The 24,742-nt window shown below is 70.5% G+C and carries 23 protein-coding genes; 10 read left to right on the forward strand and 13 right to left on the reverse strand.

The window, feature by feature from the left end; genetic code table 11:
- Positions 1-50: 50 nt before the first annotated feature.
- The gene (locus HZS54_RS17360) at positions 51-716 is read right to left on the reverse strand and encodes an HD domain-containing protein (RefSeq protein ID WP_179918340.1); all 666 of its coding nucleotides are present in this window, start codon (positions 714-716) and stop codon (positions 51-53) included.
- A gap of 102 nt (positions 717-818) precedes the next feature.
- On the opposite strand from HZS54_RS17360, the gene HZS54_RS17365 reads away from it, so the two are divergent.
- The gene (locus tag HZS54_RS17365; RefSeq protein ID WP_179918341.1) at positions 819-1,493 is read left to right on the forward strand and encodes an MBL fold metallo-hydrolase; all 675 of its coding nucleotides are present in this window, start codon (positions 819-821) and stop codon (positions 1,491-1,493) included.
- 27 nt (positions 1,494-1,520) lie between these two features.
- Here the strand turns inward: HZS54_RS17365 and HZS54_RS17370 are convergent, their stop codons facing one another.
- The 3 genes from HZS54_RS17370 to HZS54_RS17380 form a co-directional block, all read right to left on the reverse strand.
- Positions 1,521-2,186, reverse strand: coding sequence for a hypothetical protein (locus HZS54_RS17370; protein WP_179918342.1), 666 nt, complete (start codon positions 2,184-2,186; stop codon positions 1,521-1,523).
- 79 nt (positions 2,187-2,265) lie between these two features.
- Entirely contained in the window at positions 2,266-3,051 is a 786-nt protein-coding gene (locus tag HZS54_RS17375) for a hypothetical protein (protein WP_179918343.1), read from the reverse strand.
- An 84-nt stretch (positions 3,052-3,135) separates the two neighbouring features.
- The gene (locus HZS54_RS17380) at positions 3,136-3,474 is read right to left on the reverse strand and encodes a DUF7126 family protein (protein WP_179918344.1); all 339 of its coding nucleotides are present in this window, start codon (positions 3,472-3,474) and stop codon (positions 3,136-3,138) included.
- Positions 3,475-3,583: 109 nt separating this feature from the next.
- On the opposite strand from HZS54_RS17380, the gene HZS54_RS17385 reads away from it, so the two are divergent.
- Positions 3,584-4,930 carry a PQQ-binding-like beta-propeller repeat protein gene (locus HZS54_RS17385; protein ID WP_179918345.1) on the forward strand — a complete coding sequence of 449 codons (1,347 nt, stop codon included), beginning with the start codon at positions 3,584-3,586 and terminating at the stop codon, positions 4,928-4,930.
- Positions 4,931-5,004: 74 nt separating this feature from the next.
- The gene (locus HZS54_RS17390) at positions 5,005-6,339 is read left to right on the forward strand and encodes an outer membrane protein assembly factor BamB family protein (protein WP_179918346.1); all 1,335 of its coding nucleotides are present in this window, start codon (positions 5,005-5,007) and stop codon (positions 6,337-6,339) included.
- A gap of 37 nt (positions 6,340-6,376) precedes the next feature.
- On the opposite strand, the gene guaA is transcribed toward HZS54_RS17390, so the two are convergent.
- The 4 genes from guaA to HZS54_RS17410 form a co-directional block, all read right to left on the reverse strand.
- On the reverse strand, positions 6,377-7,294 hold the full coding sequence (gene guaA, locus HZS54_RS17395; RefSeq protein ID WP_179918347.1) for a glutamine-hydrolyzing GMP synthase: 918 nt from the start codon (positions 7,292-7,294) through the stop codon (positions 6,377-6,379).
- Complete coding sequence (gene pyrG / locus HZS54_RS17400; RefSeq protein WP_179918348.1) at positions 7,294-8,979, reverse strand: glutamine hydrolyzing CTP synthase; 1,686 nt, start codon at positions 8,977-8,979, stop codon at positions 7,294-7,296. The genes guaA and pyrG overlap by 1 nt, the downstream gene beginning before the upstream one ends.
- A gap of 124 nt (positions 8,980-9,103) precedes the next feature.
- Complete coding sequence (locus HZS54_RS17405) at positions 9,104-9,727, reverse strand: alpha/beta hydrolase (protein ID WP_179918349.1); 624 nt, start codon at positions 9,725-9,727, stop codon at positions 9,104-9,106.
- A gap of 93 nt (positions 9,728-9,820) precedes the next feature.
- Positions 9,821-11,770: a hybrid sensor histidine kinase/response regulator gene (locus tag HZS54_RS17410; protein WP_179918350.1), complete on the reverse strand. Its 1,950-nt coding sequence runs from the start codon at positions 11,768-11,770 to the stop codon at positions 9,821-9,823.
- Positions 11,771-12,002: 232 nt separating this feature from the next.
- Between HZS54_RS17410 and HZS54_RS17415 the strand changes: the two genes are divergently transcribed.
- Entirely contained in the window at positions 12,003-12,917 is a 915-nt protein-coding gene (locus tag HZS54_RS17415; RefSeq protein ID WP_179918351.1) for a PspA/IM30 family protein, read from the forward strand.
- Positions 12,918-12,956: 39 nt separating this feature from the next.
- Here HZS54_RS17415 and HZS54_RS17420 read toward each other — a convergent pair whose 3' ends face one another.
- On the reverse strand, positions 12,957-14,996 hold the full coding sequence (locus tag HZS54_RS17420) for an SLC13 family permease (RefSeq protein WP_179918352.1): 2,040 nt from the start codon (positions 14,994-14,996) through the stop codon (positions 12,957-12,959).
- 143 nt (positions 14,997-15,139) lie between these two features.
- On the opposite strand from HZS54_RS17420, the gene HZS54_RS17425 reads away from it, so the two are divergent.
- On the forward strand, positions 15,140-17,008 hold the full coding sequence (locus HZS54_RS17425) for a threonine--tRNA ligase (protein ID WP_179918353.1): 1,869 nt from the start codon (positions 15,140-15,142) through the stop codon (positions 17,006-17,008).
- A 16-nt stretch (positions 17,009-17,024) separates the two neighbouring features.
- Here the strand turns inward: HZS54_RS17425 and HZS54_RS17430 are convergent, their stop codons facing one another.
- Positions 17,025-17,759, reverse strand: a complete 735-nt coding sequence (locus HZS54_RS17430) for an HTH domain-containing protein (RefSeq protein ID WP_179918354.1) — start codon at positions 17,757-17,759, stop codon at positions 17,025-17,027.
- Between the two features lie 129 nt (positions 17,760-17,888).
- Between HZS54_RS17430 and HZS54_RS17435 the strand changes: the two genes are divergently transcribed.
- Entirely contained in the window at positions 17,889-18,323 is a 435-nt protein-coding gene (locus tag HZS54_RS17435; protein ID WP_179918355.1) for a universal stress protein, read from the forward strand.
- Between the two features lie 22 nt (positions 18,324-18,345).
- Entirely contained in the window at positions 18,346-18,750 is a 405-nt protein-coding gene (locus HZS54_RS17440; RefSeq protein WP_246391680.1) for a CBS domain-containing protein, read from the forward strand.
- A 37-nt stretch (positions 18,751-18,787) separates the two neighbouring features.
- Here HZS54_RS17440 and HZS54_RS17445 read toward each other — a convergent pair whose 3' ends face one another.
- Together HZS54_RS17445 and aroC are read right to left on the reverse strand one after the other, a co-directional pair.
- A complete protein-coding gene (locus HZS54_RS17445) occupies positions 18,788-19,447 on the reverse strand; it encodes a uracil-DNA glycosylase (protein WP_179918357.1) in 660 nt (219 codons plus the stop codon).
- Positions 19,448-19,484: 37 nt separating this feature from the next.
- Positions 19,485-20,717, reverse strand: coding sequence for a chorismate synthase (gene aroC / locus HZS54_RS17450; protein WP_179918358.1), 1,233 nt, complete (start codon positions 20,715-20,717; stop codon positions 19,485-19,487).
- Positions 20,718-20,843: 126 nt separating this feature from the next.
- On the opposite strand from aroC, the gene msrA reads away from it, so the two are divergent.
- Positions 20,844-21,401: a peptide-methionine (S)-S-oxide reductase MsrA gene (msrA, locus tag HZS54_RS17455; RefSeq protein ID WP_179918359.1), complete on the forward strand. Its 558-nt coding sequence runs from the start codon at positions 20,844-20,846 to the stop codon at positions 21,399-21,401.
- Between the two features lie 90 nt (positions 21,402-21,491).
- Complete coding sequence (locus tag HZS54_RS17460) at positions 21,492-22,055, forward strand: type 1 glutamine amidotransferase domain-containing protein (protein WP_179918360.1); 564 nt, start codon at positions 21,492-21,494, stop codon at positions 22,053-22,055.
- A gap of 36 nt (positions 22,056-22,091) precedes the next feature.
- Here the strand turns inward: HZS54_RS17460 and aroA are convergent, their stop codons facing one another.
- Positions 22,092-23,381, reverse strand: coding sequence for a 3-phosphoshikimate 1-carboxyvinyltransferase (aroA, locus tag HZS54_RS17465; protein WP_179918361.1), 1,290 nt, complete (start codon positions 23,379-23,381; stop codon positions 22,092-22,094).
- Between the two features lie 171 nt (positions 23,382-23,552).
- On the opposite strand from aroA, the gene HZS54_RS17470 reads away from it, so the two are divergent.
- Positions 23,553-24,725: a M24 family metallopeptidase gene (locus HZS54_RS17470; RefSeq protein ID WP_179918362.1), complete on the forward strand. Its 1,173-nt coding sequence runs from the start codon at positions 23,553-23,555 to the stop codon at positions 24,723-24,725.
- The last annotated feature ends 17 nt before the right edge of the window (positions 24,726-24,742 follow it).

Below are 24,742 nucleotides of genomic sequence, written 5' to 3' on the forward strand. Positions count from 1 at the left end.
CGGGTCGCTGTGTGGGCGACCGATCACGGATCGTCGCACCGCCCGGTCGCTCACAGGTCGCCGCGCCACTCCGCTTCGAACCGGTCGACGAAGGTCTCGACGAACGCGGCCCGCTCGGCGGCGAGTTCGCGGCCGGCGTCGGTCTCCATCGCCTCGGGCAGTCGCAGCAGTTTCTCGCGGGCGTGCTGGACGACGGTATTGTCGCGGTCGCCGCGGTCGTAGCTGTCCCGCACTTCGCGGTCGGGGTCGTGCATCCCCTGGCCGTGGTGGGCACCGAAGGTGAACGCCCGACCGACGCCGACCGCTCCGAGCGCGTCGAGGTTGTCGGCGTCCCGGAGGACGCGCTCCTCGGCGGTCGGGTCGTGGTCCAGATCCGTCCGCTCGGCGAAGTCGTACTCCTCGTGGTGGGCCACGCAGTGACAGACCGCCTCGCGCCCGTCGGCCGGGAAGTCGGCGGCGTCCAGAATCGCCCGAACTTCCGGGAGCGTCTCGCGCGGGTGGGTGAACCCCTCGCCGCGGAGGCGGTGGAGGTCGTGGACCAGCGCCGCGGCGCCGACGACGGCGAAGTCGGCGCTCTCGGCCGCTGCGAGCCGGCGGCCCAGACGATAGACGCGCCAGGCGTGGGCCATGTCGTGACCCGTGTCGTCCCCGTCGAAGTGCTCGCGGGCCTCGTCGGCCACCCGCTCGTGGACCGCCGGAACGTCGTCCGCTCGCATGGGCGTGAACGGGCGGCCCCGGGCGAAAAACGTCCCGGTGGCGGGGCGTCGAACGAGCGGTCCGACCGCCGGTTTATCCCGCCGACGGCCGTACGCGGACGTATGGTCACGAGACTCTCGGCGGAGGCGTGGTGGATCGAACTCGGCGGTGTCAACGCCTACCTCGTCGACGACGGGGGAGCGCTGACGCTCGTCGACGCCGGCATGCCCTGGCACGGCGGCCGCGTGCTCGACGCCGTCGTCGAGGCCGGGTTCGCGCTCGGCGACCTCGACCGGGTGCTGGTCACCCACTACGACCTGGACCACGTCGGCGGCCTCGCTCGCCTCGACGGGCTCGACCTCACGATATACGCCGGTCGAGGGGACGCCCCGCTGGTGGCGGGCCGCGGGACGCCGCCGTTCTCGATCCCGAAGGGCGCGTTCCAGCGGCTGGTCGGCCCGCTGATCACGCCGCCCGAGACCGAGGTCGTCCCGCTGGCCGACGGCGACGAAGTCGGCTCGTTCACCGCCTACGAGACGCCCGGCCACACTCCGGGCCACGTCGCCTACGTCAGCGAAGACCTCGGCGTCGCCATCCTGGGCGATCTGGTTCGGGAATCCGACGGCGACTTCGACCCCTCGCCGTGGATCATCTCGGCCGACACGGACGAGGTCCGGCGGAGCATCCGCGACCTGAACGAGGAAGCACCCGCGTTCGAGGTCGCGGCGCCGGGCCACGGCGTGCCCTTCGAACGCGGCGGGCACGACCGGCTGGTCGACCTCGCGGGACGGCTCTGAGCCCGGCTCACCGGACGGGTCGACGGCTCAGATGTCCCCGGTGGACTCGCTACCGACGTTCTTCTCCGCGCCGCCCTCGTTGGAGGCGAGCCCCGGCGAGTGACGCGAGGTGCCGCCGGTGAAGTCCGCGTCTCCGCCCCCGCCGCCGCCGGGGAAGTTCCCGTTCTCGAAGTCGGCGGCGGTGACCCCGGACGGGCGGGCGTCCTCGGCTCGGGTGACCTCGGGCCGTTCGATCTCCACCTCGACGTGGAGCCGCTCGGCCAGGTCGGGGTCCGTCACGACGGCCGTGCGAGGGAGCGGCTCGTCGTCGGGCCAGCGCCGCCAGGCGACCCGCCGCCGCTGGAGCGCCGCGCGGGCCTCCGCCTCGTCGACCGCCTCCACTCGGTCTCGGGGCGCCGGCACGCGGCCGCCGAGCGCGCGCTCGACCTCGTCGGTATCGGCGAGGTGGTAGAGCCTGACCGTCGGCTCCCCGGAGCGGACCAGGTCGTAACTCCCCGCGCCGAGCAATCGGTCGAGTCGCCCGTCGCGGCGGACGACGAGGTCGATCTCCCCGATGTCGACGGCCTTCGACCCTCCGACGAGGCCGCGCAGTCCGCCCGGGTCGTACTCCAGCCGGTCGCGATGGACGCGCAGCTCTGATCCAAGCGCGGGAACGGCGCCGGCGAACCGTTCACTCGGGATCGGATCGGTCATCGATCTAACTATTATGCGGGCGGTTATAAGCTTCGTGGGACGGGTCGGCCGACGGCGCCCCCCTCCGATGTCACGGGCGCTACTCGGTAACGGCTTCGCCCACGGTTCCGCCGGTGAACTCCTCGGCGTCGCTGCCGTTTCCGTTGCGAGCGATCCCGTCGAGCGTAGCCGGCCGGTCCGCACCGGGCGAGGAGCGACGGGGTCGGTCGCCACCCTCGCCGTCGCGGGCGGGCGTCACGTTCCCCTCCCCGTCGAGTTTCTCGACGAGCGTTTCGTCGCCCACGACGGCCGAGCGGGGGAGCGGCTCGTCGCTCGGCCAGCCGCGCCAGAAGACGCGACTCCGCTGGAGCGCCTCGCGGACCGTCGCCTCGTCGACGGCGTCGATACGCTCGCGCGGGGTCGGCACGCGAGCGTCGAGCGCCCGCTCGAACTCCCCGGGGTCGCGCAGGTGGCCGAGGAAGCGGTTCGACTCGCCGGAGCGAACCAGTTCGTAGCTCGCCGTCCCGAGCCGCCGGTCGGTCCCGGTCTCGCGGCGGATCGCGAGGTCGATGTCCCCATAGTCGACGGCGGTCGCACCGGGCGAGAGTCCGCCCTCGACGGTGAGGGAGTCGCGGCCGAACCGGACGGTCCGGCGGGTCGCGGCGACTGCGATCAGCCCGAGGACGCAGACGAGCGCGGCAAGCGCGCCGCCGCCGACGGACGCTACCGCTGACGGCGCGGCGACGCCGTTGATCGCCAGCAGCGACCGGACGAGAGCACCGAGGAGGGCGCCGCCGGCCAGCGCGCCGAGCCCCTCGCGCCAGGCGGACAGGGCGGCCGCTATCGCCGATGCAGCGGTCGTCGGACCGGTCGACACATCGGTCATCGGTCGGGAACTTCTCCCGGGACGACCATTAGTGTTGTCCCGAGCCCGACACGGTCGGGCCCCGCTGGGGGAGCGTCCCGGCCGTTACTCCTCGGTGTCGGCCGCCTCGGTCAGTTCCTCAGCGACGGTGGCGGCGTCGAACAGCGCGGGGTCCATCGCGAGGACCTGCTGGCCGCTGACGAACTCCGGGAGCGAGTCCGGCGTGTAGGCGACGACCCGGATATCGGGTTCGAGGTCCCTCGCGACGACGATCGAGGTGGCCTGGCCGGCGTCGGTGAGGACGAACACGTCGGCGTCGTGGACGCCGGCGTCTTCGAGCGCGGGCCGGTTGGCGACGCCGTCGACGATCCCGACGGTCGCCCCCCGGTCGCGCAACTCGTCGGCCAGCCCCTCGGTGTCGCTGCCTGCGAAAACTGCCTTCATACGAACACGCACGACACCCGGGGGCTTGTGTCTCACGTTTCTCGCACCGGAAGATCGGACGGGTCAGCGAATGAGAAACATAAATGACAGTCGAGACGGACCGCCTACCATGGACGCAACTCCCGGTCGTCGGTCCGTCCTCCGCGCGGCGGGTGCGGTCGGCGCGGCCGCATTCACAGGTTGTCCGGCGGATCTCGGCGGGTTCGGCGACTCCGGCCCCGCCGAGACGGACTGGCCGAGTCAGCGGTTCGGCCCGCGAAACACGGCCGTCCACCCGTCGGCGTCGGGCCCCGGCGGTGATCTCTCGGTCGCGTGGACGGCGGACTACCTAGCGGACCCCGTCGGCGAGTCCGACGGCGTGAGTATACAGGGGCCGCCGATAGTCCTCGACGGGACCGTCGTCTCCTCGGCGTACATATTTGTCGACGGGGAGCAAATGACCGTCGTCTCTGCATTCGATCTCGAGAGCGGCGAGCGTCAGTGGGAACGCTCCTTCCCGTTCGGCGATCTGGAGGACTACCTCGAGGTCCCGCCTTCGGCGACCATCGGGTCCGACGGACGGCGCGTGCTCGTCGAGACGGCGACCGACGAGCCAGCACTCACGGCGCTCTCACCGGCGGACGGCGAGACCGAGTGGTCCCGGCCGCTCGAACGGCCACTCGCGTCGCCGGTCACCGCCGCGGGCGGATCGGTCGTCGCCGGCGAACAACTGTTCACGGTCCACGACACCGAGGACGGCACTCGACAGTCGCGGTACAGCTACGAGGGAGACGAGTTCGAGAAACTGGTCTGGACGAGCCAGTACCCGCCGACGGTGACCGAGGACACGATCTACGCCCCGGCGTACCGCGAACTCCACGCGATCGACCGTGAGAGCGGCGAGCGGCGGTGGACGGCGACCAACGACTTCTACTCGATCGCCAAGGCGAAATGGAGCGCGCCGTTCAACCCGCCCGTCGTCGCCGACGGGGTCGCGTACGCGACCGCCGGGTACATCGACAGCAGCGACACCGGTGGGATGGTCGCGCTCGACACCGAGGACGGGTCGGTGCTGTGGACGGCGCTCCCCGACGGTACCAGGCCCGAAGACTTCGACGGTCGCGATTACAGGAGCGAGCAGACGGCGCTGTACGGCGTGCCGATACTCCTGGGCGGCACCCTCTACGCCCACGGCTACGAGCGCGGCGAGTGGGGCCTCTTCGCGGTCGACCCGGACGACGGGTCGGTCGAACGCCTCCGGGCGACCGGCGCAGACGTCGGCGCCGACGGGCTGCTGTACGGGCTGACGGACGGGAAGGGGGCGACGGTCCAGGCCTTCGACCCCGCGTCGGACCGGGTCGCCGGGACCGCGACCGTCGATGGGTGGGACCCGGCCAGAGGCGGGTACCACGCGGTGGCGGGCGAGTATCTGGTACTGACGACGACTGAGGGCGTCGCCGCGTTCGGGCCGAACTGACGGCGGATCAGTCCGGCCTCGACCGATCAGTCGTTCAGGAAAAAGCACTTACCAGTCCGTTCGAAACCCCCGACATGGACAGGTCCCTCCGACGGCGTTCGCTCCTCCGCGCGCTGGGCGCGACGGGCGTTGCGGCCCTCGCCGGGTGTCCCGCGGGAATCGGCGAATCGGCCGGGTTCGAACCCGGCGAGACCGACTGGCCGAGCTATCGGTTCGGTCCGCGCAACACGGCCGTCCACCCCGCCGCGTCGGGCCCGGGCGGCGACCTCTCGGTGGCGTGGACGGCCCGTTACAGCGAGGCGTCGGACGAGTCCGCCGGGCTGAGCATTATGTCCTCGCCGGTCGTCCTCGACGGGACGGTCTTCGCCGCCGCCGACATCAACGACGACGCCGGCTGGCGGACGGTCGTCTCGGCGTTCGACCTCGCGACGGGCGAGCGACAGTGGGAGCGCTCGCTCCCGGTCTCCGACGCGGAGGGCGAGGGCGAGACGTCGCCGGCGCGGACGCTCGGGTCCGACGGCGAACGGCTCGTCGTCGGGACGTTCTCGGACGGTCCCGGGCTCGCGGCGCTCTCGCCGGCCGACGGCGAGACCGAGTGGGAGGAGTCGCTGGAGACGCCGTTCGAGTCCCCGATAACGGCCGAGGGCGGCTCGCTGGCCGTCGGCGACCGGCTCCTGGCAAGCTACGACGCGGACGACGGGAGCCGCGAGTCCCAGTACGCGCCGGGGGAGGACCCGCTCTGGCGCAACTACTACCCGCCGACGGTGACCGGGGACACGATATTCGCGACCGCTCACGACGAGATCCACGCCGTCGACCGCGAGAGCGGCGAGCGGCGCTGGACGGCGAGCAACGACTTCTACTCGGTCCTCTACCAGGAGCGGGGCGCCCCGTTCAACTCGCCGGTCGTCGTCGACGGCGTCGCCTACGCGGTCTGCGGTCGCTCCCTCAGTCGGGACACCGGCGGGATGGTCGCGCTCTCGACCGACGACGGATCGGAGCTGTGGACCGCGATCCCAGAGGGCGACGACCCCGCGACCTACGAGGGCGAGAACGACGAGTTCGAACAGGCCGCCTTCTACGGGATGCCGCTCGTCCTCGACGACACCGTCTACGTTCAGGGGATGGGACGCGGCGAGTGGGGCTTCTTCGCCGTCGACGCCGCCGACGGCTCGGTCGAAGGGCTGGATACCGACGGCGGACTCGTCGCAGCGGACGACCTCCTCTACGGGGTCACCGCTCAGGACGGGACGCTGACGGCCAGCGCGGTCGACCCGTCGGCCGACGAGGAACTCGGCTCGGCGACGGTCGACGAGTGGGAGAGCCCGCGAGTCGGTCCCCAGGCCGTCGCCGGCGAGTACTACCTCGCCGCAACGAGCGAAGGGCTGGCGGCGTTCGGACTGAACTGAGCGGAGAAAAGCTATCTGCGGAGCGACGGCCGCGCCGTTACTCGTACTCGATGGTCGCCGGCGGCTTGTGGGTCACGTCGTAGAGGACGCGGGCCACGTTGTCGTTCTCTCCGGTAATGCGGCTCTGGATGCGCTGGAGGGTGTCCCAGTCCACGTCCTGGGCGCGGGCGGTCATGCCGTCGCGGCTCTCGACGGAGCGGACGGCGACGACCCAGCCGTGGACGCGGTTGTCGCCCTTGACGCCGGTGGCCTTCCCGAGGACGGCGGCGAGGGCCTGCCACGGGTCGTGGTCTTCGAGTTCCTCCTCGACGACGTGGTTGGCCTCGCGGGCGACTTCGAGTTTCTCCTCGGTGACCTCGCCGATGATCCGCACCGCGAGGCCGGGACCGGGGAACGGCATCCGCTCGGAGATGATCTCCTCTAAGTCGAGTTCGCGGGCGACCTCGCGGACCTCGTCCTTGTAGAGGTCGCGCATCGGCTCGACGATGCCGTCGAAGTCGATGCGCTCGGGGAGCCCGCCGACGTTGTGGTGGGACTTGATGGTCCCCTCGCTCTCGATGCGGTCGGGGTAGATGGTCCCCTGGACGAGGTAGTCGGCGTCGACCTCGCGGGCGACTTCCTCGAACTCCCGGATGAACTGCTCGCCGATGATGTGGCGCTTCTCCTCCGGGTCGGTGACGCCTTCGAGCGCGTCGACGAAGCGGTCCTGTGCCTCGATGATCCGCAGCGAGTCCATGTAGTCGAAGGTCTCGCGGATCTGGTCGGTCTCGCCCTTGCGCATGAGGCCGGTGTCGACGTAGACGGCGGTGAGCTGGTCGCCGATGGCCTCGTAGGCCAGCGCCGCGGCCGTCGAGGAGTCGACGCCGCCCGAGAGGCCGATGACGGCGTTGGCGTCGCCGATCTCCGTCGCGATCTCGTCGAGCTTCTCGTCGATAAAGGAGTCCACGTCGACCATCAGACCTCCACCTCCTCGGCCTCGTCGGCGGGTCCATCCGTCCGCTTCTCCTCGGTAGACTCACCCTGCAACTCCAGCGCGGCGTCGAGCAGGCCGACGAAGGGCGGGCTGGCGCGGCCGGGTCGCGAGCGGAACTCGGGGTGGAACTGCGTCCCGAGGAAGTACGGATGCTCGGGCAGTTCGAGGATCTCCATCCGGCGGCCGGACTCGCCGGAGAACCGCAGTCCCGCCGCTTCGAGGTCGTCGATGTACTCGGGGTTGACCTCGTAGCGGTGGCGATGGCGCTCGGTACAGCTGTCGTCGTCGTAGATCCGGTGGGCGAGGGTGTCTTCCTCGATCTCGGTGACGTGGGCGCCCAGGCGCATCGTCCCGCCCATGTCGTCGACGCCCTCCTGTTCGGGCAGGATGTCGATGACCGGGTAGGGCGTCTCCTCGTCGAGTTCCGCGGAGTGGGCCCCCTCCAGTCCGAGGACGTTGCGGGCGTACTCGACGACCGCCAGCTGGAAGCCCAGACAGAGACCGAGGTAAGGGACGCCGTTCTCGCGGGCGTAGCGGATGGCCTCCATCTTGCCCTCGGTGCCACGCGAGCCGAAGCCGCCGGGGACGACGACGGCGTCCATGCCGTCGAGTTGCCCGTCCGTGCCGTCGGCGAGTTCCTCGGCGTGGATCCACTCGGTCTCGACGTTGACGTTGTGGGCGAGGCCGGCGTGTTTCAGCGACTCGTAGATGGAGAGGTAGGCGTCTTCGAGGCCGTACTTGCCGACCAGCGCGACGTTCACCGTGCCGCTCTGGTCCTGGGTGACCAGCTCGCGCCACTCGTTGTGGCGCTCCGCTTCGGGCAGGGCGTCGTCGGCCAGGTCGAGCCGTTCCATGACGTACTCGTCGAGGCCCTCGTCCTCGACCATCAGCGGCACCTGGTAGATGTCCGGCACGTCGGGGTTCGAGAAGACGGCTTCCGTGGGCACGTCGCAGAACAGCGCGATCTTCTCCTTGGTCTCGGGGTCGAGCCGGTCGTCGGCGCGGCCGACCAGGATGTCGGGCTGGAGGCCGATCGAGCGCAGCTCCTTGACGCTGTGCTGGGTCGGCTTGGTCTTCTGCTCGCCGTTCTTCGAGTAGGGCACGAGGGTGACGTGGATGAACTGGATGTCCTCTTCGTCTTCCTCGTGGGCGAACTGCCGGAGCGCTTCGAGGTAGGGCATCCCCTCGATGTCCCCGACGGTGCCGCCGACCTCGATGATGCAGACGTCGCTGCCCTCGGCGACCTCGCGGATGCGCCGCTTGATGTCGTCGGTGACGTGCGGGATGACCTGGACGGTCTTGCCCAGGTAGTCACCGGAGCGTTCCTTCTCGATGACGGACTGGTAGACCTTGCCCGTGGTGACGTTGTGCTTCGAGGTCATGTCGATGTCGAGGAACCGCTCGTAGTTCCCGAGATCGAGGTCGACCTCGCCGCCGTCCTTGAGGACGTACACCTCCCCGTGCTGGAAGGGGTTCATCGTCCCGGCGTCGACGTTGAGATACGGGTCGACCTTGACCGCGGTCACGTCGAAGCCGGCGTTCGAGAGGAGTCGCCCGGTGCTGGCGGCCGTGATACCCTTGCCCAGCCCGGACATGACGCCCCCGGTGACGAAAACGAACTTGTTCCCCAGAGTTTCGTCGTACCCTGTTTCCGGTTCCGTCGGCATACCGACCGTGCGCGGTGTGACCTGAAAACCGTTTCGGGAGCCACTGCAAATCCGTGTGTTTGTCAACGTGTGACGGCCGCGGACCGCCGATCCGGCGGTTCACCGACCCGTCGAACGACGCCGCTCAGACCCGCCCTTCGAGAAAGTCCGCGACGAGCCCCGCCGCCCGCTCGGCCTGGCCGACGAAGTGGTGGTCGGCCGCCAGTTCCGTCACCGCGAACCCCCGCTCGCGCGCCCGCTCGACGATCGGATCGGTCTCGACTGTGTCGTCACGACTGCCGTAGACGACCTGCCCGGGGCAGTCGATCCGTTCGACGGCCGCGACGGCGTCGACTGCGTCCGCCCCGTCGCCGATCCGCGGTGCGGGCGCGAGCGCCGAGACGGCCGCGAGCGACGCCCCGTCGTCGCCCGTCGCGTCGGCCGCCGCGGCGAGCGCGAGACAGCCGCCGAAACTGTAGCCGAACAGGGCTGCATCGTCGTAGCGTTCCCCGGCCCAGTCGAGCGCCGCGCGGGTGTCCCGGAGTTCGCCCCGCCCCTCGCCCCACTCGCCGTAGTCGAACCGCAGGCAGGCGATCCCGCGGTCGGTCAGCGCGTCGGCGACCGCGGTCAGCCGGCGGTCCGAGCGCGACCCGCCCAGCTGCGGATGGGGCGGGCAGGCGACGACGCAGGCGGTCGGGTCGGTGCCGTCCGGCTCCGCCAGCGACCCGCGCACGTCGCGTCCGCCCGGGACCACGACTGGCTCGCTCACGGTCGAACAGTGGTCGGTCACCCCCTCGAAGCTTTCGGCGGGCGGTCGGTGGACGCTCCGGTCGGCGGTCGCTCGATCCCGACCGACGGCCGCTCACTCGACGGGGTCGACGCCGGTGACCTCGAAGCGTGCGCCGCCCGTCTCGCCGTCGGTCACGTCGACGGACCAGCCGTGCGCCTCGGCGATCCGCTCGACGATGGCCAGGCCGAACCCGGTGTTGTCCGGCCGCGTCGAGAACCCCGAGTCGAACACGTCGCCGCGCAGGTCCTCGGGGACCCCCGGCCCGTCGTCTTCGACGTAGAACCCCCCGTCGCAGTCGCCGACGCGGACGACGAGGTCGTCCCCGGCGCGTGCGTCGCCCTCTCCGCCGTCGCCGGAGCCGTGTTCCACCGAGTTGCCGAACAGGTTCTCCAGCAGTCGAGCGAGGCGCTCGGGGTCGGCGCGGACCGTCAGGTCGGTCTCGACGGCGAGCCGCTCGGCGTCGGTCTCGACGGTCCCCCAGGCGCGGCTGGCCGCCCGCGCGAGGTCGACCGGCTCCGGCTCGGAGATCGCTTCCCCGTGGCGAGACAGCTCGAGGAGGTTCTCGATCATCGCGTCCATCCGGTCGACGGCGTTCCGACAGCGCTCGAACTGTTCGGGGTCGCCGGTCGCCTCGGCCGCGTCGACCGCGCCGTTGAGCACCGTCAGCGGGTTCCGGAGGTCGTGGCTGACGACGCTCGTGAACTCCCCGAGGCGCTCGTTCTTCCGCTCGAGTTCGTCCCGCTGGCGTCGCAGTTCCGCCCGGCGGTCGGTCCGGTCGAGCGCGGCTTCGAGCGTCGTCGCCAGGATCTCGACGAGCACCTCGTCGGTCCCCGAGAAGGCGTGGGTCCGCTCGGCGGAGACGACGAACACGCCGTGGTCGCCCATCGGATAGAGGATCACGCTCCGCGAGGGGGTCGGTTCGTCGACTCGGTCGTCGTCGGGCACGTCGTCGATCCGGACCGGTTCGCCCGCCTCGAAGACGTCCCACACCAGCGCGGCCCGCGACCCCTCGGGAGCGTCACGCGGGTAGACCGGGACCTCGTCGAACGCCTCGTTGACCGCGTCGACGACCGCGGTCGGTTCGAGCCGTTCGCCGGCGTCGTCGACCAGGAAGACGCCGCTCAGCCGGGCTTCGAGGACGGCGTCGGCGGCCTCGGTCGCCACCCGCGCGGTCTCCTCGGCCGTCTCGGTGTGCATCAGCGCGCTGGTCCGGCGTTGCAGCCGTTCGAGCTTCCGCTCGCGGTCCGCTCGCTCGGTCACGTCGCGCGTCACGCCCAGCACCGCGCGCTCGTCGGCGTCCCCGATGTCGTAGGGGAACACCTGGGGCTCGAAGACGTGGGGTTCTCCCTCGTCGTCGGCCACCTCGACCCCCGAGAGCCGTTTCGGTTCCCCCGTCGCGATGACCGACCGGAAGTCCTGGCGGAACTGCGCGGCCGCCCGGTCGTCCAGCACCTCGTCGACGGTCGAACCCTCGATCGCCTCGACGGTGGTGCCGTGGAACGCCGCGAGCGCCTCGTTGACCAGCCGGTAGGTGCCCGTCTCGTCGACGACGTAGACCAGGTGGGGCATCGAGTCGACGATCTTCCGGAGGCGGCGCTCGCTGTGTTCGACCCGTCGGCGCGAGCGGGCGTGTTCGACCGCGTTCGCGATCCGGTTCGCCAGGACGGTGTACTGGTCGGTCCCGGTCTCCTTCTGGAGGTAGTCGGTCACGCCGGCGGAGATCGCCTCGCTCGCCACCGCTTCGGACCCCTTCCCGGTGAAGAGGATGAAGGGGAGCTCCGGATACCGCTCTCGCACCCGTTCGAGAAACTCGATCCCGTCGGGGCCGGGCATCTCGTAGTCGGAGACGACGCAGTCGAACGGGCGGCCGTCGAGGCGGTCCAGTCCCTCGGCGGCGTCGACGGCCGTCTCGACGGTGAACCGCTTGTCGGCCCGTTCCAGGAACGTGGCGGTCAGATCGGACACGTCCGGGTCGTCGTCGACGTGGAGGACCCGGATCCCGTCCCGCGACACCGCACTCATGGTTCCACACAACCGTCTCCCGGCAATAACGGTTGGGACGCGAGTATCGCGCCTGAGACCTTTCTCCCGGCTGTAGATGAATTATCATTTCTCGGATACTCCGTCCCGGGCGGCAGTTCGGCTCGCTGACCCCCCGGGGATAACTCCGCGGGTCCGACTCCGGGACACGAACCCGAAACGAGCCACTGTGTGGCTGAAAAACAATTAAAGGCTCGGGCACAAAGCGGGGGGTATGGGAATCATCTCGCGCGCCTCGTACGTCGTCCGGTCGAAGATCAACGCGGTCCTCAACCGGGCGGAAGACCCCTCCGAGACGCTCGACTACTCCTACGAGCAGCTGCGCGACCAGCTCCAGGACGTGAAACAGGGCATCGCCGACCTGACCACCCAGAAGAAACGGCTGGAGATCCAGAAGCGCCGGCTCGAAGAGAACGTCGAGAAACACAACGAACAGGCCCGCGAGGCCGTCCAGCAGGACCGCGACGACCTGGCGCGCAAGGCCCTGGAGAAGAAAAAGCAGAAGATGAGCCAGATCGAGGGCCTGGAGAGCCAGATCGCCGAGCTCCAGAACCAGCAGGACCGGCTCGTCGAGCAGAAGAACACCCTCCAGAGCCGCATCGAGGAGTTCCGCACGAAAAAGGAGACGATGAAGGCCCGCTACGAGGCGGCCGAGGCCAGCACCAAGGTGTCGGAGGCGATGACCGGCGCCGGCGACGAGTTCGAGGACGTGGGCCGGGCCATCGAGCGCGCCGAGGAGCGCACCGAGGACATGGAGGCCCGCTCGCAGGCGATGGACGAACTACAGGAGAGCGGCGCGTTCGACGACGTGCTCTCGGACAAGGACCAGATCGACCGCGAGCTCGAACAGCTCAGCACCGACAGCTCCGTCGACGCGGAGCTCGACACGCTGAAAGGCGAGATGGGCAAGGGCACGACGGAGACGGAGAGCGAGTCCGAGAGCGCGAGCGGGTCGGGCAGCGGTTCCGGGAGCGGGTCGGCCGACACCGCGAGCGAGGACGCCGAGGTCGACATGGATGTCGACACCGACGTGGATACCGCCGACGTGGACGCCAACGGCGACGACGCGTTGGTCGACGACTCGGAGGTCGAGGCCGAACTGGAAGAGCTCAAGGAAGACGAGAAGTAGCGCGGTCGGCCCGCGCGCCGGTCCCCGCAGGTCCCGTTCTCAGGGCGGCCACGTCGCCGCGATCGCGAGCGTCGTCACCACGGTCAGTAGCAACTGGAGGGGCGTGCCCACGCGGGCGTAGTCGGTGAACTTGTAGCCGCCGGGGCCGTACACCATCAGGTTCGTCTGGTAGCCGATGGGCGTGACGAACGCGTTCGCGGCGGCGAACGTGACCGCGATCAGGAAGGGGAACCCGTTCAGTCCGAGCTGCTGGGCGGTACTGACCGCGATCGGGATCATCAGGACGACCGTGGCGACCGGCGTGATGATCGCGGCGACGACGGCGGTGAGGAGGTAGAGCACCCCCAGCAGGACGAGCGGGGGGACGGCGTCACCGACGCCGACGAGCGCCCCCGCGATCGCGTCGGCGCCCCCGGTCGCCTGCATCGCGACGCCGAGCGGCAGGAGGCCCGCGAGGAGGAAGACGACGCTCCAGTTGACGGCGTCGTAGGCCTGGTTCGCGGTGATCGTTCCGGTGGCCACGAGCGCGAAGACGCCGCCGAGCGCGCCGATCGTGATCGGGACGAGATCGGTCGCGGCGAGCGTGATGACGGTCGCGAGCACGCCGATAGCGACGGGCGCGCGGGGACCGAGCCCCGGCCCCGTCGCGTCGGGGACGGTCGAGTCGGTTTCGCCGCCGGAGTCGACCGCCGTTTCGTCGCCCGGGGCGTCCGCTCGCTCGGTCCCGTCGCCGTCCGTCGGGTCCGCGCGTTCGGTGACGACGAGGTAGTCCGCCTCCTCGAAGTAGTCGACCGCGGTCGCCGTCGTCTGGAGCAACAGCGCGTCGCCGGACTGGAGTTCGGCCGCGTCGAGGTCCTCGCGCCTGAGGTCGTCGCCGCGCCGGAGCGCCAGGACGGTCGTGTCGAAGCGCTCGCGCAGCTGCAGGTCGCCGACCGTCCGGCCGACGACGCGGGACTCGGGGTGGACGACGGCCTCGACCAGCGTCGCGCCGTGGGGCGCGGCGGCGAGGCGCTCCTCGGTGACGTCCTCGCGGGAGCGCTGGGCGAGCCCGTAGCGGTCCGCGAAGCCGTTGACGGCCTGGAGACTCCCGCGCACGGTGAGGCGGTCGCCGGCCGAGACCGTCTGGTCGCTCGCGCTGGCGACGTAGGCCTCGCCGTCGCGCTCGACCTGGAGCACGTCCACGTCGTCCGCGGGGTCGCCCTCCGTGTCGGCGTCGACCGCGGTCGCTCCGGTCGCGTCGGCCGGTTCCGCTCCCGATCCGGACGCCGCGTCGCCGGTCGCGTCGGCTTCGGTGGTCGCCTCCGTCTCGTCGATGCCGTCCAGCGCTCCGTCGTCGAGCGCGTCGGCGACGGTGCGGCCGACCAGTCGCGAGTCCTCGCGGACGACCAGCACGCTGAGGTGGCGGTCGAGGTCGAACTCGTCGGTGAAGTCCGCGCCCGCGGGGACGCGCTCGGGAACGAGCCAGCGGCCGACGGTCATCAGGTACGCGAGGCCGACCGCGAGGACGACGACGCCGACCGGCGTGATCTCGAACATCGAGATGGGGCGGCCCAGCAGGTCCCGGGAGAGGTCGCTGGCGAGGAGCGTCGTCGACGTGCCGATGAGCGTCAGCGTGCCGCCGAGCATCGCTGCAAAGGACAGCGGCATCAGCAGTTTCGACGGCGAGATCCCGGCTCGCTCGGAGAGGCCGGTGATCATCGGGATGAACACCGCGACGACGGGGGTGTTGTTGACGACGCCGGCCGAGAGCCCGGTCACGCCGACGGTCGCGCCGAGCAGACGCGTCTCGTCGCCGCCGGTCACCTCCTCGAGGACGGCGCCGAGGTAGTCGACGACGCCGGTGTGTTCGACCCCGGCGCTGAGGACGTACATCGCGAGGATCGTCACCGTCGCGCGGCTGGCGAAGCCCTGAATCGCCTCGCCGGCCGTGACGCCGGTGTACGGTTCGAGGACGGCGAGCGCGACGAGGACGCCGATGGCGGTGATATCCGGCGGTAACCACTCGGAGACGAACAGCGCGAGCGCGACCGCGACCAGCGCGAAGACGACGAGCGCACCCGTCGAGAGCCCGAGAACCATGTCACCCGACTCTCGCCGGCACGGTTAAAAGGAGGTGACTGTCCGCCGCTCGACCGGGTGCGAGCGGGCCCGCCGTCGGGCGGCACGGGCGGTCGACACGATCCCGCCAGCACACTTTTTGCGCCGCCACGCGACCGTTCTGTATGCGACTCCTGTTCGTCCACTCGGACCACCTGGAGTTCGAGGCCCGCGAGGAGGCCGGGCCCGACGACCTCGCGGAGACGGAGGGCGTCCCGATGGAGGGGCGCATGGAGGAGTGCGTGACGGCCTTCATCAGCGTCGAGTCCGCCGACGAGGCCGACCTCGACGGCGTCGTCGCGAACGCGACCGACGAACTCCGGGACGTGACGGGCCAACTCAACACGAACCGGGTGGTGCTATACCCCTACGCCCACCTCAGCGACGACCTGGCGAGCCCCGACGCCGCCAAGTCCGTCGTGCGGGACCTGGAGTCCGAACTCGAAGACGGGGGCTACGAGGTGCTCCGGGCGCCCTTCGGCTGGTACAAGTCCTTCGAGGTGGCGTGCAAGGGCCACCCGCTCTCGGAACTCTCCCGGCACGTCTCGGCCCACCGCGACGAGGGCGGCGCGGCGGGGGGAGCCGAGGGGGAAGGGGAAGACGCCGACCGCGAACCCAGCGAGTGGCGGATGCTGTGGCCCGACGGGTCGACCGAGGACGCCGTGACGGCCAAGTCGGAGGTGAGCGAGGACATGCGCGCGTTCGTCGAGAGCGAGGTCGAGGGCGTGACCGCCTCGCCCGGCGAGGAACCGCCCCACGTCGAACTCATGCGGGAGAAGTCGCTGGCGGGCTACGACGAGCTGTCGGACGTGGGGAACCTGCGGTGGTACCCCCGCGGGAAGTTGGTCCGCGACTCGCTGAGGGAGTACGTCAACGACCTCGTCGTCGACTACGGCGGGATGCCCGTCGAGACGCCGGTCATGTACGACCTGGGCGCCCGCGCCATCGACGAGCACGCCGGCAAGTTCGGGGAACGGCAGTACCGCTTCGAGTCTGGCGACCGCCGGATGATGCTCCGGTTCGCGGCTTGTTTCGGCCAGTTCTCGATCATGCGGGACATGCACATCGCCGAGAGCGACCTGCCGTTGCGGATCTACGAGCTGTCGACCTACTCGTTCCGGCGCGAACAGAAGGGCGAGGTCACGGGGCTCAAGCGACTGCGGTCGTTCACGATGCCGGACATGCACACCGCGACGGCGGACATGGACGGCGCTCGCCGAGAGCTACTGCGCCAGGCGACGCTCTCGCTGCGCACGAGCGACGACCTCGGGCTGGACTACCAGCCCGCCCTGCGAGTGACCCGCGAGTTCTACGACGACAACGAGGCGTGGGTCGCGGAGGTCGTCGCGGAACTGGGCAAGCCTTCCCTCGTGGAGATCATCCCGGAGCGCCACCACTACTGGTCGGCGAAGATCGACTTCGCCGCCATCGACGGGCTGGGCCGGCCCATCGAGAACCCGACGGTCCAGATCGACGTCGAGAGCGCCGAGCGGTTCGACATCACCTACACCGACGCCGAGGGGAGCCACAACCCGCCGATCCTCCACTACTCGCCGTCGGGGGGGATCGAGCGCGTTATCGCCGCGCTGCTGGAGGAGACGGCGACGATGGACACGCCGCGGCTGCCGACGTGGCTCTCGCCGACGCAGGTGCGGTTCGTCCCCGTCGGCGAGGAGCACGTCGAGTACTGCGACGGACTGGTCGACGACCTCGCGTCGGCCGACATCCGCGCGGACGTGGACGACCGCTCGGAGACGGTCGGCAAGCGCATCGCCCGCGCCGAGACCGACTGGGTGCCCTACTACGCCGTCGTCGGCGACCGCGAGGTCGACAGCGGGCGGCTCGACGTGAACGTCCGCGCCGACGACACGGAGATCGAGTTGACCCCCGAAGCGTTACGCGACCGCGTCCGCGAGGAGACCGCGGGGCTGCCCCGGAAGCGACGCTACCTCCCGAAACACGTCAGTAATCACCCGAGCTTCACTGGGCGGTGAGTCCGCGGGAGCGCGATCAGTACGGCGGGTAGGGCGTCCGCGCCGGGTCGCCGGCCCCCTCCTCGCCCTCGACAGGTCCAGCGTCGCCGCCGCGACCGCCCGTCCGCTCCGGCGGCTCCTCGTCCATCGGCTCCGCGGGGGGCGCGTCGGGCGTCGGAGCCTCTTCTCTCGCGACGGGCGCCGGCGCCGTCTCGCCGGCGGTCTCGGGCGGCTCCGGGCGGTCGCGGTCGTCGGCCGTCGGCGTCCCGGCGGTTCGGGCCGCCCGGAGCGGACGGATCTCGACCGACCGCTCGCCGGGCAGCGCCCCGTCTTCGAGCCCGTCGAGGAACCGCCCGACCGAGCGGTGTTCGTCGTCGACCGTCGCGGGCGCGACCGCGAGGAGGCGACCGTCGCGAACCGCGGCCACGGCGAGTCGCGGGAGGACGAGCTCGGCGTGGGTCTCGCCGGTGAGCGAGGAGTCGACCGTTCGCACGCCGAACGCGTCCTCGATCGACGCGTCGTTTCGCTCGGCCCACCGCTCGAAGACGGTGACGCGGTCCAGCACGAACCGGCCCGCGCGCGTCCGGACCGCCTCGGGCGAGGGCGGCGCGCGGTCCCCCCAGACCACGACCTCGTGCCCCTCGATCTCGCCGGCCGCCGCCAGCGCGTCCAGTCGGTCGAGCGCGCGCCGCTGCGGGCTCTCCTCGCCCGCCCGCAACGACCGCACGTACGCCTCGACTCGCGTTCCGTTCGCGTCTGTTCCCCCCTGCATAGCTATCGTATGTGATATGTTGTCAACTCACAAAACTCTGTCGACCCGGATCCCGGCGGCGCGGCGGGCGGTGTCGACCACCGGGAACGGCCACCTACCACTATTTACCCCGGCGACTAACGCTCGCGTATGTACGACGATATCCTGTTGCCGACGGACGGGAGCAAGGGGACGACCGAGACGGTGGAACACGCGATCGCCATCGCGCGGGACAACGACGCGACGGTCCACGTGCTGTACGTCGTCGACAGCCGCCGCTACCGCGCGGCCGAGGCGGACACGAAAGACGAGATCGTCCGCTCGCTGGAGGTCGAGGGCGAGCGCGCCGTCGAGGACCTGGAGGTCGACCTCGAAGACGAGGGCCTCGTCGTCGAGACGGAGATGCGCGACGGCATCCCCCACCGCGAGATCGTCGAGTACGTCGACGAGGCGGGCATCGACCTCGTGGTGATGGGCACCCACGGCCGCACCGGCCGCGACCGCGTGCAGAACCTCGGGAGTGTCACCGACCGCGTCGTCGAGGACGTACACGCGCCCGTCCTCGTCGTCGACATCGGCGACTGAGTCGATGCTCGTTCGCGAGCTGATGTCGACAGAGGTAGTGACCGTCGGCGTCGACGCGACGCTGGACGACGCCGTCGGGAGGCTCCTCGCCGAGGGCGTCGGCAGCGTCGTCGTGGTCGACGGCGAGACGCCGACCGGGATCGTCACCGAGACCGACGCGCTCGAAGCGGCCCACGAGCGGGGCCGGCCCTTCGGTGAGATCCCCGTCCGCGACCTCGCGCATCCGCCGCTAGTGACGACCGACCCCGACCGGACCGTTCAGGGCGTCGCGCGGACGATGGCCGAGGAGAGCGTCAAGAAGGTGGTCGTCACCGAGGGGCTGTCGGTGCAGGGTATCGTCACGCTCACCGACGTGGTGTACCACGTCGCGGATCTGCGGAAGGAGGCCGCCGCGGCCGCCGCGGACCTGGCGGACCGGGACTGGTGACGCGGCGGCTAACCGTCCGTCGGAGCGGTCGCGGGCACTACTCGCCGTCGTCGGGACCGCGGCCGGTCTCCAGGCTGCCCTGACGACCCTTGGTCTGGCGGTAGTCCGTCCCGAGGAGGTCGGCGAAGTGCTCGACGAACGCCTCGGTCGCCTCGGGCGTCTGGTCGGCGGGGTCGAGCATGGGGACGAGTTCGAAGCCGCGACCGCGCATCGTCGTCGCGTGGAGCTCGGTCACGTCCAGTTCGTCCTCGCTCTTGGTCGTGTACTGGAACGCCAGCGCCTCGATGGCCCGCTGGCCGACGGGGACGATGATCTCGGGGTTGATCATCCGCAACTCGCTGGAGCGGTAGGCCTCGCAGGCCCGGACCTCCTCGTCGGTCGCGGTGCGGTCGGGGTGGCGACAGCGGGTGACGTAGGTCAGGAAGACCTCGTCCGGTTCGGGCTCGGCGGCGCCGGGGTCGCCCTCGACGAGGCCGACGCGGTCGAGGATATCCCACACGAGCGACTGGTCGCCGGCGAAGGGGACGCCGGTCTCGTCGGCCGCCGCGCTGGGCTGGTCGCCGATGACCACGAAGTCCGCGCCCACGTCGCCGTAACCGTGGACGATCCGCTCGCGCGTCTCGACCAGTTCCGGGCAGTTCGTGCAGTCCTCGTCCATCCCGAACGGGTTGGACAGTTCGTCCTGGCGTGCGTCCATTATGCGGTGTCCGGGTGCGGTAGTGGCTCCACGCTCATCAGTCCTCGTCGTCCTCGACCGTCTCGGTCATCGTGTCCGCGTCGTCGGGGTCGTTCTGCGGGCTCTCGGGGTGGTAGTCCGTATCGTACTCGCCGGGGCGGTCGTCGAGGCGGTCGGGGTTGATGCGGCCGGCCAGGAGCATGAAGTCGAGGATGGTCACGCGGAGCATCGCCTCGACGACGGGGACGGCGCGGGGCGGCAGACTCGGGTCGTGGCGGCCGACGACCTGCGCTTCCTTCGTCTCGCCGGTCTCCCAGTCGACGGTCTCCTGCTTTTTCGGGATGGAGACGGGGGCGTGCCAGCTCACCTCGCCGTAGATCGGCTCGCCGGTGGTGATCCCGCCCTGGAGGCCGCCGTGGTCGTTGCCGACGGGGACGGGGTCGCCCTCTTCGCTGACCACGTCGTCGCGCGTGCCGTCGTCGAACTCCCAGTCCTCGTTGCGGTCGCTGCCGAGCGTCTCCCGGGCCTCCCTGCCCTGGCCGTACTCGACGGCCGTCGTCGCGGGGATGGAGAACATCGCCTGCCCGAGACGGGCGGCGAACGAATCGAAGCGGGGTGCGCCCAGGCCGCGCGGGACGCCGCGACACTCGAAGTAGACCGACCCGCCGATGGAGTCGCCCTCGTTCTGGTAGCGGTCGATGGCGTCGCGCATCTCCTCGGCGACCTCGGGATCGGCACAGCGGACCTCGTTGTCCTCGGTGTGTTCGAGCATGTCCTCCCAGGTCACGTCCTCGGCCGTGATATCGCCGATCTGGTTGACGTGGGCCTTGACCTGTACGTCGTGGTCGGACTGGTCGAGGACCTGCTTGGCGACGGCGCCGGCGGCGACCCAGTTGACGGTCTCGCGGGCCGACGAGCGGCCACCGCCGCCCCAGTTGCGCGTGCCGAACTTCGCGGAGTAGGTGTAGTCGCCGTGGGAGGGACGGGGCGCCGTGATGAAGGGTTCGTACTTGCCCGAGCGGGCGTCCTTGTTCTGGATGACCATCCCGATCGGCGTGCCAGTCGTGTACCCCTCCAGCGTCCCCGACTTGATGGAGACCTCGTCGGGTTCGCCCCGGGAGGTGGTGATCATCGACTGGCCGGGTTTGCGTCGGTCGAGTTCCTCCTGTACTTCGTCCTCGGAGATCTCGACCCCCGCCGGACAGCCCGACACGGTACAGCCCATCGCCTCCCCGTGGCTCTCGCCGAACGTCGTGAACCGGAAGAGACGGCCGAACTCGTTGCCGTTCATTACGTCGGGGTGGGTGACCCTGGCATATAGTTCTGAAGATGTGGGCGAGCGCGGCCGTCCGGACCGGTCGGCGCGGCCGGTCCGCCCGTCGCTGGGTTCAAACGGCTCCGCACCTAACTCCGAGTAATGACCGAGACAGAGACCGCGACGCTCGCGGGCGGCTGTTTCTGGTGTATCGAGGCGGCCTTCGAGGAACTCGACGGCGTCGAGGACGTCACCTCCGGCTACGCCGGCGGCGACACCGACAACCCCACCTACAGGCAGGTCTGCTCGGGTTCGACGGGCCACGCCGAGGTCGTGCAGGTCGAGTACGACCCCCAGGTCGTCGCCTACGAGGACCTGCTGGAGGTGTTCTTCCGCATCCACGACCCGACGACGAAGGACAAGCAGGGTCCCGACGTGGGCTCGCAGTACCGCTCGGCCGTCTACTACCACGACGACGAGCAGAAGGCGGTCGTCGAGCGGTTCGTCCACAACCTCCAGAGCGGCGGCGAGTTCGACAGCTACGAGAACGACGAGATTGTCACCGAGATCGCGCCGCTGGACACCTTCTGGAGAGCCGAGGAGAAACATCAGAACTACTACGAGAAGAACCCGGGCGACCGCTACTGCCAGTTCCACGCCGAACCGAAAGTGAAGAAGGTCCGTGAGGAGTTCGGCGACAGAACCGCGAAGAACGCCTGAATCGGGATATATCGGCGTTTCTGACGGTGGTTCGCGGGTTGCAACGGCAAGTGCAACTCCTACTTTCGTCTCTCCCCTGGCGTAGTCACGATGAGTCAGACACAGCCCCAGGACCTCGACGGGACGACCGTCGCGGTGCTTGTCGCGCCGGAAGGCACTGAGCGCGTCGAGTTCGAACGGCCGGTCGAAGCGCTCACCGAGGCGGGTGCCGAGGTCGATGTAGTCAGCATCGAGGACGGCGAGGCCCAGACCGTCGACAACGACCTCGAACAGGCCGAGACGGTCGAGATCGACGAGACGGTCGGGAACGTCTCGGCCGAGGACTACGATGCGGTCCACGTCCCCGGCGGGACGGTGGGCGCGGACCGACTCCGCGCGGACGACGACGCCGTCGCGTTCGTCGGCGAGCACCTCGCCGCCGACAAACCGACGGGGTCGATCTGTCACGGGCCGTGGACGCTCGTCGAGTCAGGCGCCGTCGAGGGGCGGACCCTGACCTCCTATCCCAGCCTGGAGACCGACGTCGAGAACGCCGGCGGCGAGTGGGTCGACGAGGCGGTCGTCACCGACGACGGGTTGGTGACGAGCCGCAAGCCCGACGACCTGGACGCCTACTGCGACGAACTCGTCGCGACGATCGCGACGGCGTCCTGAGCGGTTTCCTGCGACGATCGACGGCCGACGCCGCACTTACTTCGAGACGGTCGCGCCCAGCCCGGCGAGCGTCTCGAAGAAGCCGGGGAACGAGACGTCCACGTCCTCGGCCGCGGTGATGGTCGTCTCGTCGTCGGCGACGAGACCCGCCACAGCGAGCGACATGATGATCCGGTGGTCGTCGCGACCGGGCAGGGTCGCGCCCCGGAGGTCGGTCTCGGCGCCGCGGATCGACAGGCGGTCGCGTTCCTCGACGACGGCGGCGCCCATCTCGGTGAGCGAGTCGGCCATGACGCTGACGCGGTCAGTCTCCTTGTAGCGGACGTGTTCGCAGTCGACGATGGAGGTCGTGCCGTCGGCCGCGGCGCCGAGGACGGCGATGGTCGGGAGCAGGTCGGGCGTGTCGGCGACGCTCACCTCGACGCCGGTCAGGTCGGACCGGGAGACCGTGATCTCGCCGGCCTCGCGGTCCCAGTCGATGTCGGCGCCCATCCGTTCGAGCACGTCGACGATGGCGGCGTCGCCCTGTGCGCTGGGGTAGGCGCCCTCGACGACCAGCCCGTCCGGTGCGGCGAGCGCGCCGGCGGCGAGGAGATAGGACATCGAGGAGAAGTCGCCGGGGACGTGGTACTCGCCGCCCTCGGGGGCGTAGGTCTGGCCGCCCTCGACGCGGTAGCCCTCGACGGTCTCGGTCGCGTCGACGCCGAACGCCTCCAGCACCTCGATCGTGATGTCGACGTACGGCGCGGACTTGAGTTCCGTTTCGAGGTCGACCGTGACCCCTTCCTCGGAGACGGCGCCGGCCATCAGGAGGGCGGTGACGAACTGCGAGGACACGTCCCCCGGAATGGCGGCCGTCCCGCCGTCGACGGGGCCGCCGATCACGAGCGGCGCCTGGCCGTTGGCGCGGGTGCTCTCGGCGCGACCGCCGAGCTGTTCGATGGCGTCCAGCAGGGGCCCCTGCGGGCGCGAGCGCAGCGACCCGTCGCCGGTGAGGACGGTCAGGCCGTCAGCGAGCGCGGCCGTCGCGGTGGTGAGTCGCATCGTCGTCCCGCTGTTGGCGCAGTCGATCACGTCGGCGGGCACGTCGGGCAGGCCGTCGAACCCGGAGACTTCGAGCGTCGACCGGTCCTCGGCGAGGTCGGTCTCGCCGCCGTAGGCCTCGACGGCGCGGCGCGTGGCCTGCGTGTCGGCGCTGACGAGCGGGTCCCGGACCGTGGCGTCGGTCCCGTAGCCCGCGGCGAGGATCGCCCGGTGCGTGTAGCTCTTCGACGGCGGGGCGCGCGCCCGGCCCTCGACCGTCGACCGCTCGATGGTAGCGTCCATGTGCCCCGGGTCGGCCCCCCGGTGCATCAGGCTACCGGAGGCGGCGAGGCTGGCAGCCCCTCGCAGGCCGTCGGTCGCGGGTCGCGACGCGCCCGCCGACTCCGCGGCGCTGCTGTCGACTCGTTTGCTGGCGGCGTACCCTATTTACCCCGGGCGATGCTTCCTGGGGGTATGGACCCGGACCTGTCCGCGCTCGACGAGTACCTCGACGAACAGGGCGTCGACGGCTACCTCGTCCACGCGGACTCGACGGACTCGACGCAGTACTACCTCTCGGGGTTCGACGCGCCGGACCCGTTCGTCACGCTCTACGACGGCGACGTACGACTCTTCTTCGGGCGCAGCCTGGAGTTCGGCCGCGCCAAGCGCGAGGCCCGCGCCGCGAGCGTCGAACGCGCCATCGACTACGACTACGGCGCCTACAGCGAGGAGTACGGCCCCCGAGAGGCCACGTACCGCTCGCTCGCCGACTTCCTCGACGCCCACGGCGTCGACGGCGTGGCCGCGCCGCCGCGGTTCCCGCTGCACGTCGCCGACGGCCTGCGCGACCTGGGGATCGACGTCGCCGTCGACCGCGAGGACACCGTTTCGGACATCCGCGCGGTCAAGACCGACGAGGAGATCGACAACGTCCGCGAGGCCCAGAAAGCGAACGAAGCCGCCATGCACGCCGCCGAGGACCTGATCGCCGGCGCGGACGTGGAGGACGGGACGCTGTACCACGAGGGTGACCCGCTGACGAGCGAGGCCGTCAAGACCGAGATCGAGGTGACGCTGCTGCGTCACGGCTGCGCGCTGGACGAGACCATCGTCGCCTGTGGCGCCGACGCCGCCGACCCCCACGACCGCGGGAGCGGCCCGCTCGAAGCCGGCGAGCCGGTCATCGTCGACATCTTCCCGCAGAACAAGGCGACGAAGTACCACGCCGACATGACCCGCACGTTCTGCCGGGGCGAGCCCACGGAGACGGTCCGAGAGTGGTACGACCTGACGGAGGAGGCCTACCGCGCCGCTCTGGACGCCGTCGAGCCGGGCGCGACCGGCGCGGACGTACACGCGGCCGCCTGCGACGTGTACGAGGACGCCGGCGAACCGACGCTGCGCAGCGACGAAGGGACCGAGACGGGGTTCATCCACTCGACCGGCCACGGCGTCGGGCTGGATGTCCACGAGGGCCCGAGCCTGGCCCCCGGCGGCGGGGAGCTGCAGCCGGGCCACGTCATCACGATCGAACCGGGGCTGTACGACCCCGAGGTGGGCGGCGTCCGCATCGAGGACCTCGTGGTCGTCACCGAGGACGGCTACGAGAACCTGACCGACTACCGGGTCGAACTCACGCTGTAGCGCCCCGGCGACCGCGG

Origin of the sequence: Halosimplex pelagicum (assembly GCF_013415905.1) — an archaeon.
Classification (GTDB): Archaea; Halobacteriota; Halobacteria; order Halobacteriales; family Haloarculaceae; genus Halosimplex; species Halosimplex pelagicum.

Excerpts from the sequence above, each read along its gene's own strand:
- HZS54_RS17360 (WP_179918340.1), bottom strand. The coding sequence starts at position 716 with ATGCGAGCGGACGACGTTCCGGCGGTCCACGAGCGGGTGGCCGACGAG.
- HZS54_RS17365 (WP_179918341.1), top strand. The coding sequence starts at position 819 with ATGGTCACGAGACTCTCGGCGGAGGCGTGGTGGATCGAACTCGGCGGT.
- HZS54_RS17370 (WP_179918342.1), bottom strand. The coding sequence starts at position 2,186 with ATGACCGATCCGATCCCGAGTGAACGGTTCGCCGGCGCCGTTCCCGCG.
- HZS54_RS17375 (WP_179918343.1), bottom strand. The coding sequence starts at position 3,051 with ATGACCGATGTGTCGACCGGTCCGACGACCGCTGCATCGGCGATAGCG.
- HZS54_RS17380 (WP_179918344.1), bottom strand. The coding sequence starts at position 3,474 with ATGAAGGCAGTTTTCGCAGGCAGCGACACCGAGGGGCTGGCCGACGAG.
- HZS54_RS17385 (WP_179918345.1), top strand. The coding sequence starts at position 3,584 with ATGGACGCAACTCCCGGTCGTCGGTCCGTCCTCCGCGCGGCGGGTGCG.
- HZS54_RS17390 (WP_179918346.1), top strand. The coding sequence starts at position 5,005 with ATGGACAGGTCCCTCCGACGGCGTTCGCTCCTCCGCGCGCTGGGCGCG.
- guaA (WP_179918347.1), bottom strand. The coding sequence starts at position 7,294 with ATGGTCGACGTGGACTCCTTTATCGACGAGAAGCTCGACGAGATCGCG.
- pyrG (WP_179918348.1), bottom strand. The coding sequence starts at position 8,979 with ATGCCGACGGAACCGGAAACAGGGTACGACGAAACTCTGGGGAACAAG.
- HZS54_RS17410 (WP_179918350.1), bottom strand. The coding sequence starts at position 11,770 with ATGAGTGCGGTGTCGCGGGACGGGATCCGGGTCCTCCACGTCGACGAC.
- HZS54_RS17415 (WP_179918351.1), top strand. The coding sequence starts at position 12,003 with ATGGGAATCATCTCGCGCGCCTCGTACGTCGTCCGGTCGAAGATCAAC.
- HZS54_RS17420 (WP_179918352.1), bottom strand. The coding sequence starts at position 14,996 with ATGGTTCTCGGGCTCTCGACGGGTGCGCTCGTCGTCTTCGCGCTGGTC.
- HZS54_RS17425 (WP_179918353.1), top strand. The coding sequence starts at position 15,140 with ATGCGACTCCTGTTCGTCCACTCGGACCACCTGGAGTTCGAGGCCCGC.
- HZS54_RS17430 (WP_179918354.1), bottom strand. The coding sequence starts at position 17,759 with ATGCAGGGGGGAACAGACGCGAACGGAACGCGAGTCGAGGCGTACGTG.
- HZS54_RS17435 (WP_179918355.1), top strand. The coding sequence starts at position 17,889 with ATGTACGACGATATCCTGTTGCCGACGGACGGGAGCAAGGGGACGACC.
- HZS54_RS17440 (WP_246391680.1), top strand. The coding sequence starts at position 18,346 with ATGTCGACAGAGGTAGTGACCGTCGGCGTCGACGCGACGCTGGACGAC.
- HZS54_RS17445 (WP_179918357.1), bottom strand. The coding sequence starts at position 19,447 with ATGGACGCACGCCAGGACGAACTGTCCAACCCGTTCGGGATGGACGAG.
- aroC (WP_179918358.1), bottom strand. The coding sequence starts at position 20,717 with ATGAACGGCAACGAGTTCGGCCGTCTCTTCCGGTTCACGACGTTCGGC.
- msrA (WP_179918359.1), top strand. The coding sequence starts at position 20,844 with ATGACCGAGACAGAGACCGCGACGCTCGCGGGCGGCTGTTTCTGGTGT.
- HZS54_RS17460 (WP_179918360.1), top strand. The coding sequence starts at position 21,492 with ATGAGTCAGACACAGCCCCAGGACCTCGACGGGACGACCGTCGCGGTG.
- aroA (WP_179918361.1), bottom strand. The coding sequence starts at position 23,381 with ATGGACGCTACCATCGAGCGGTCGACGGTCGAGGGCCGGGCGCGCGCC.
- HZS54_RS17470 (WP_179918362.1), top strand. The coding sequence starts at position 23,553 with ATGGACCCGGACCTGTCCGCGCTCGACGAGTACCTCGACGAACAGGGC.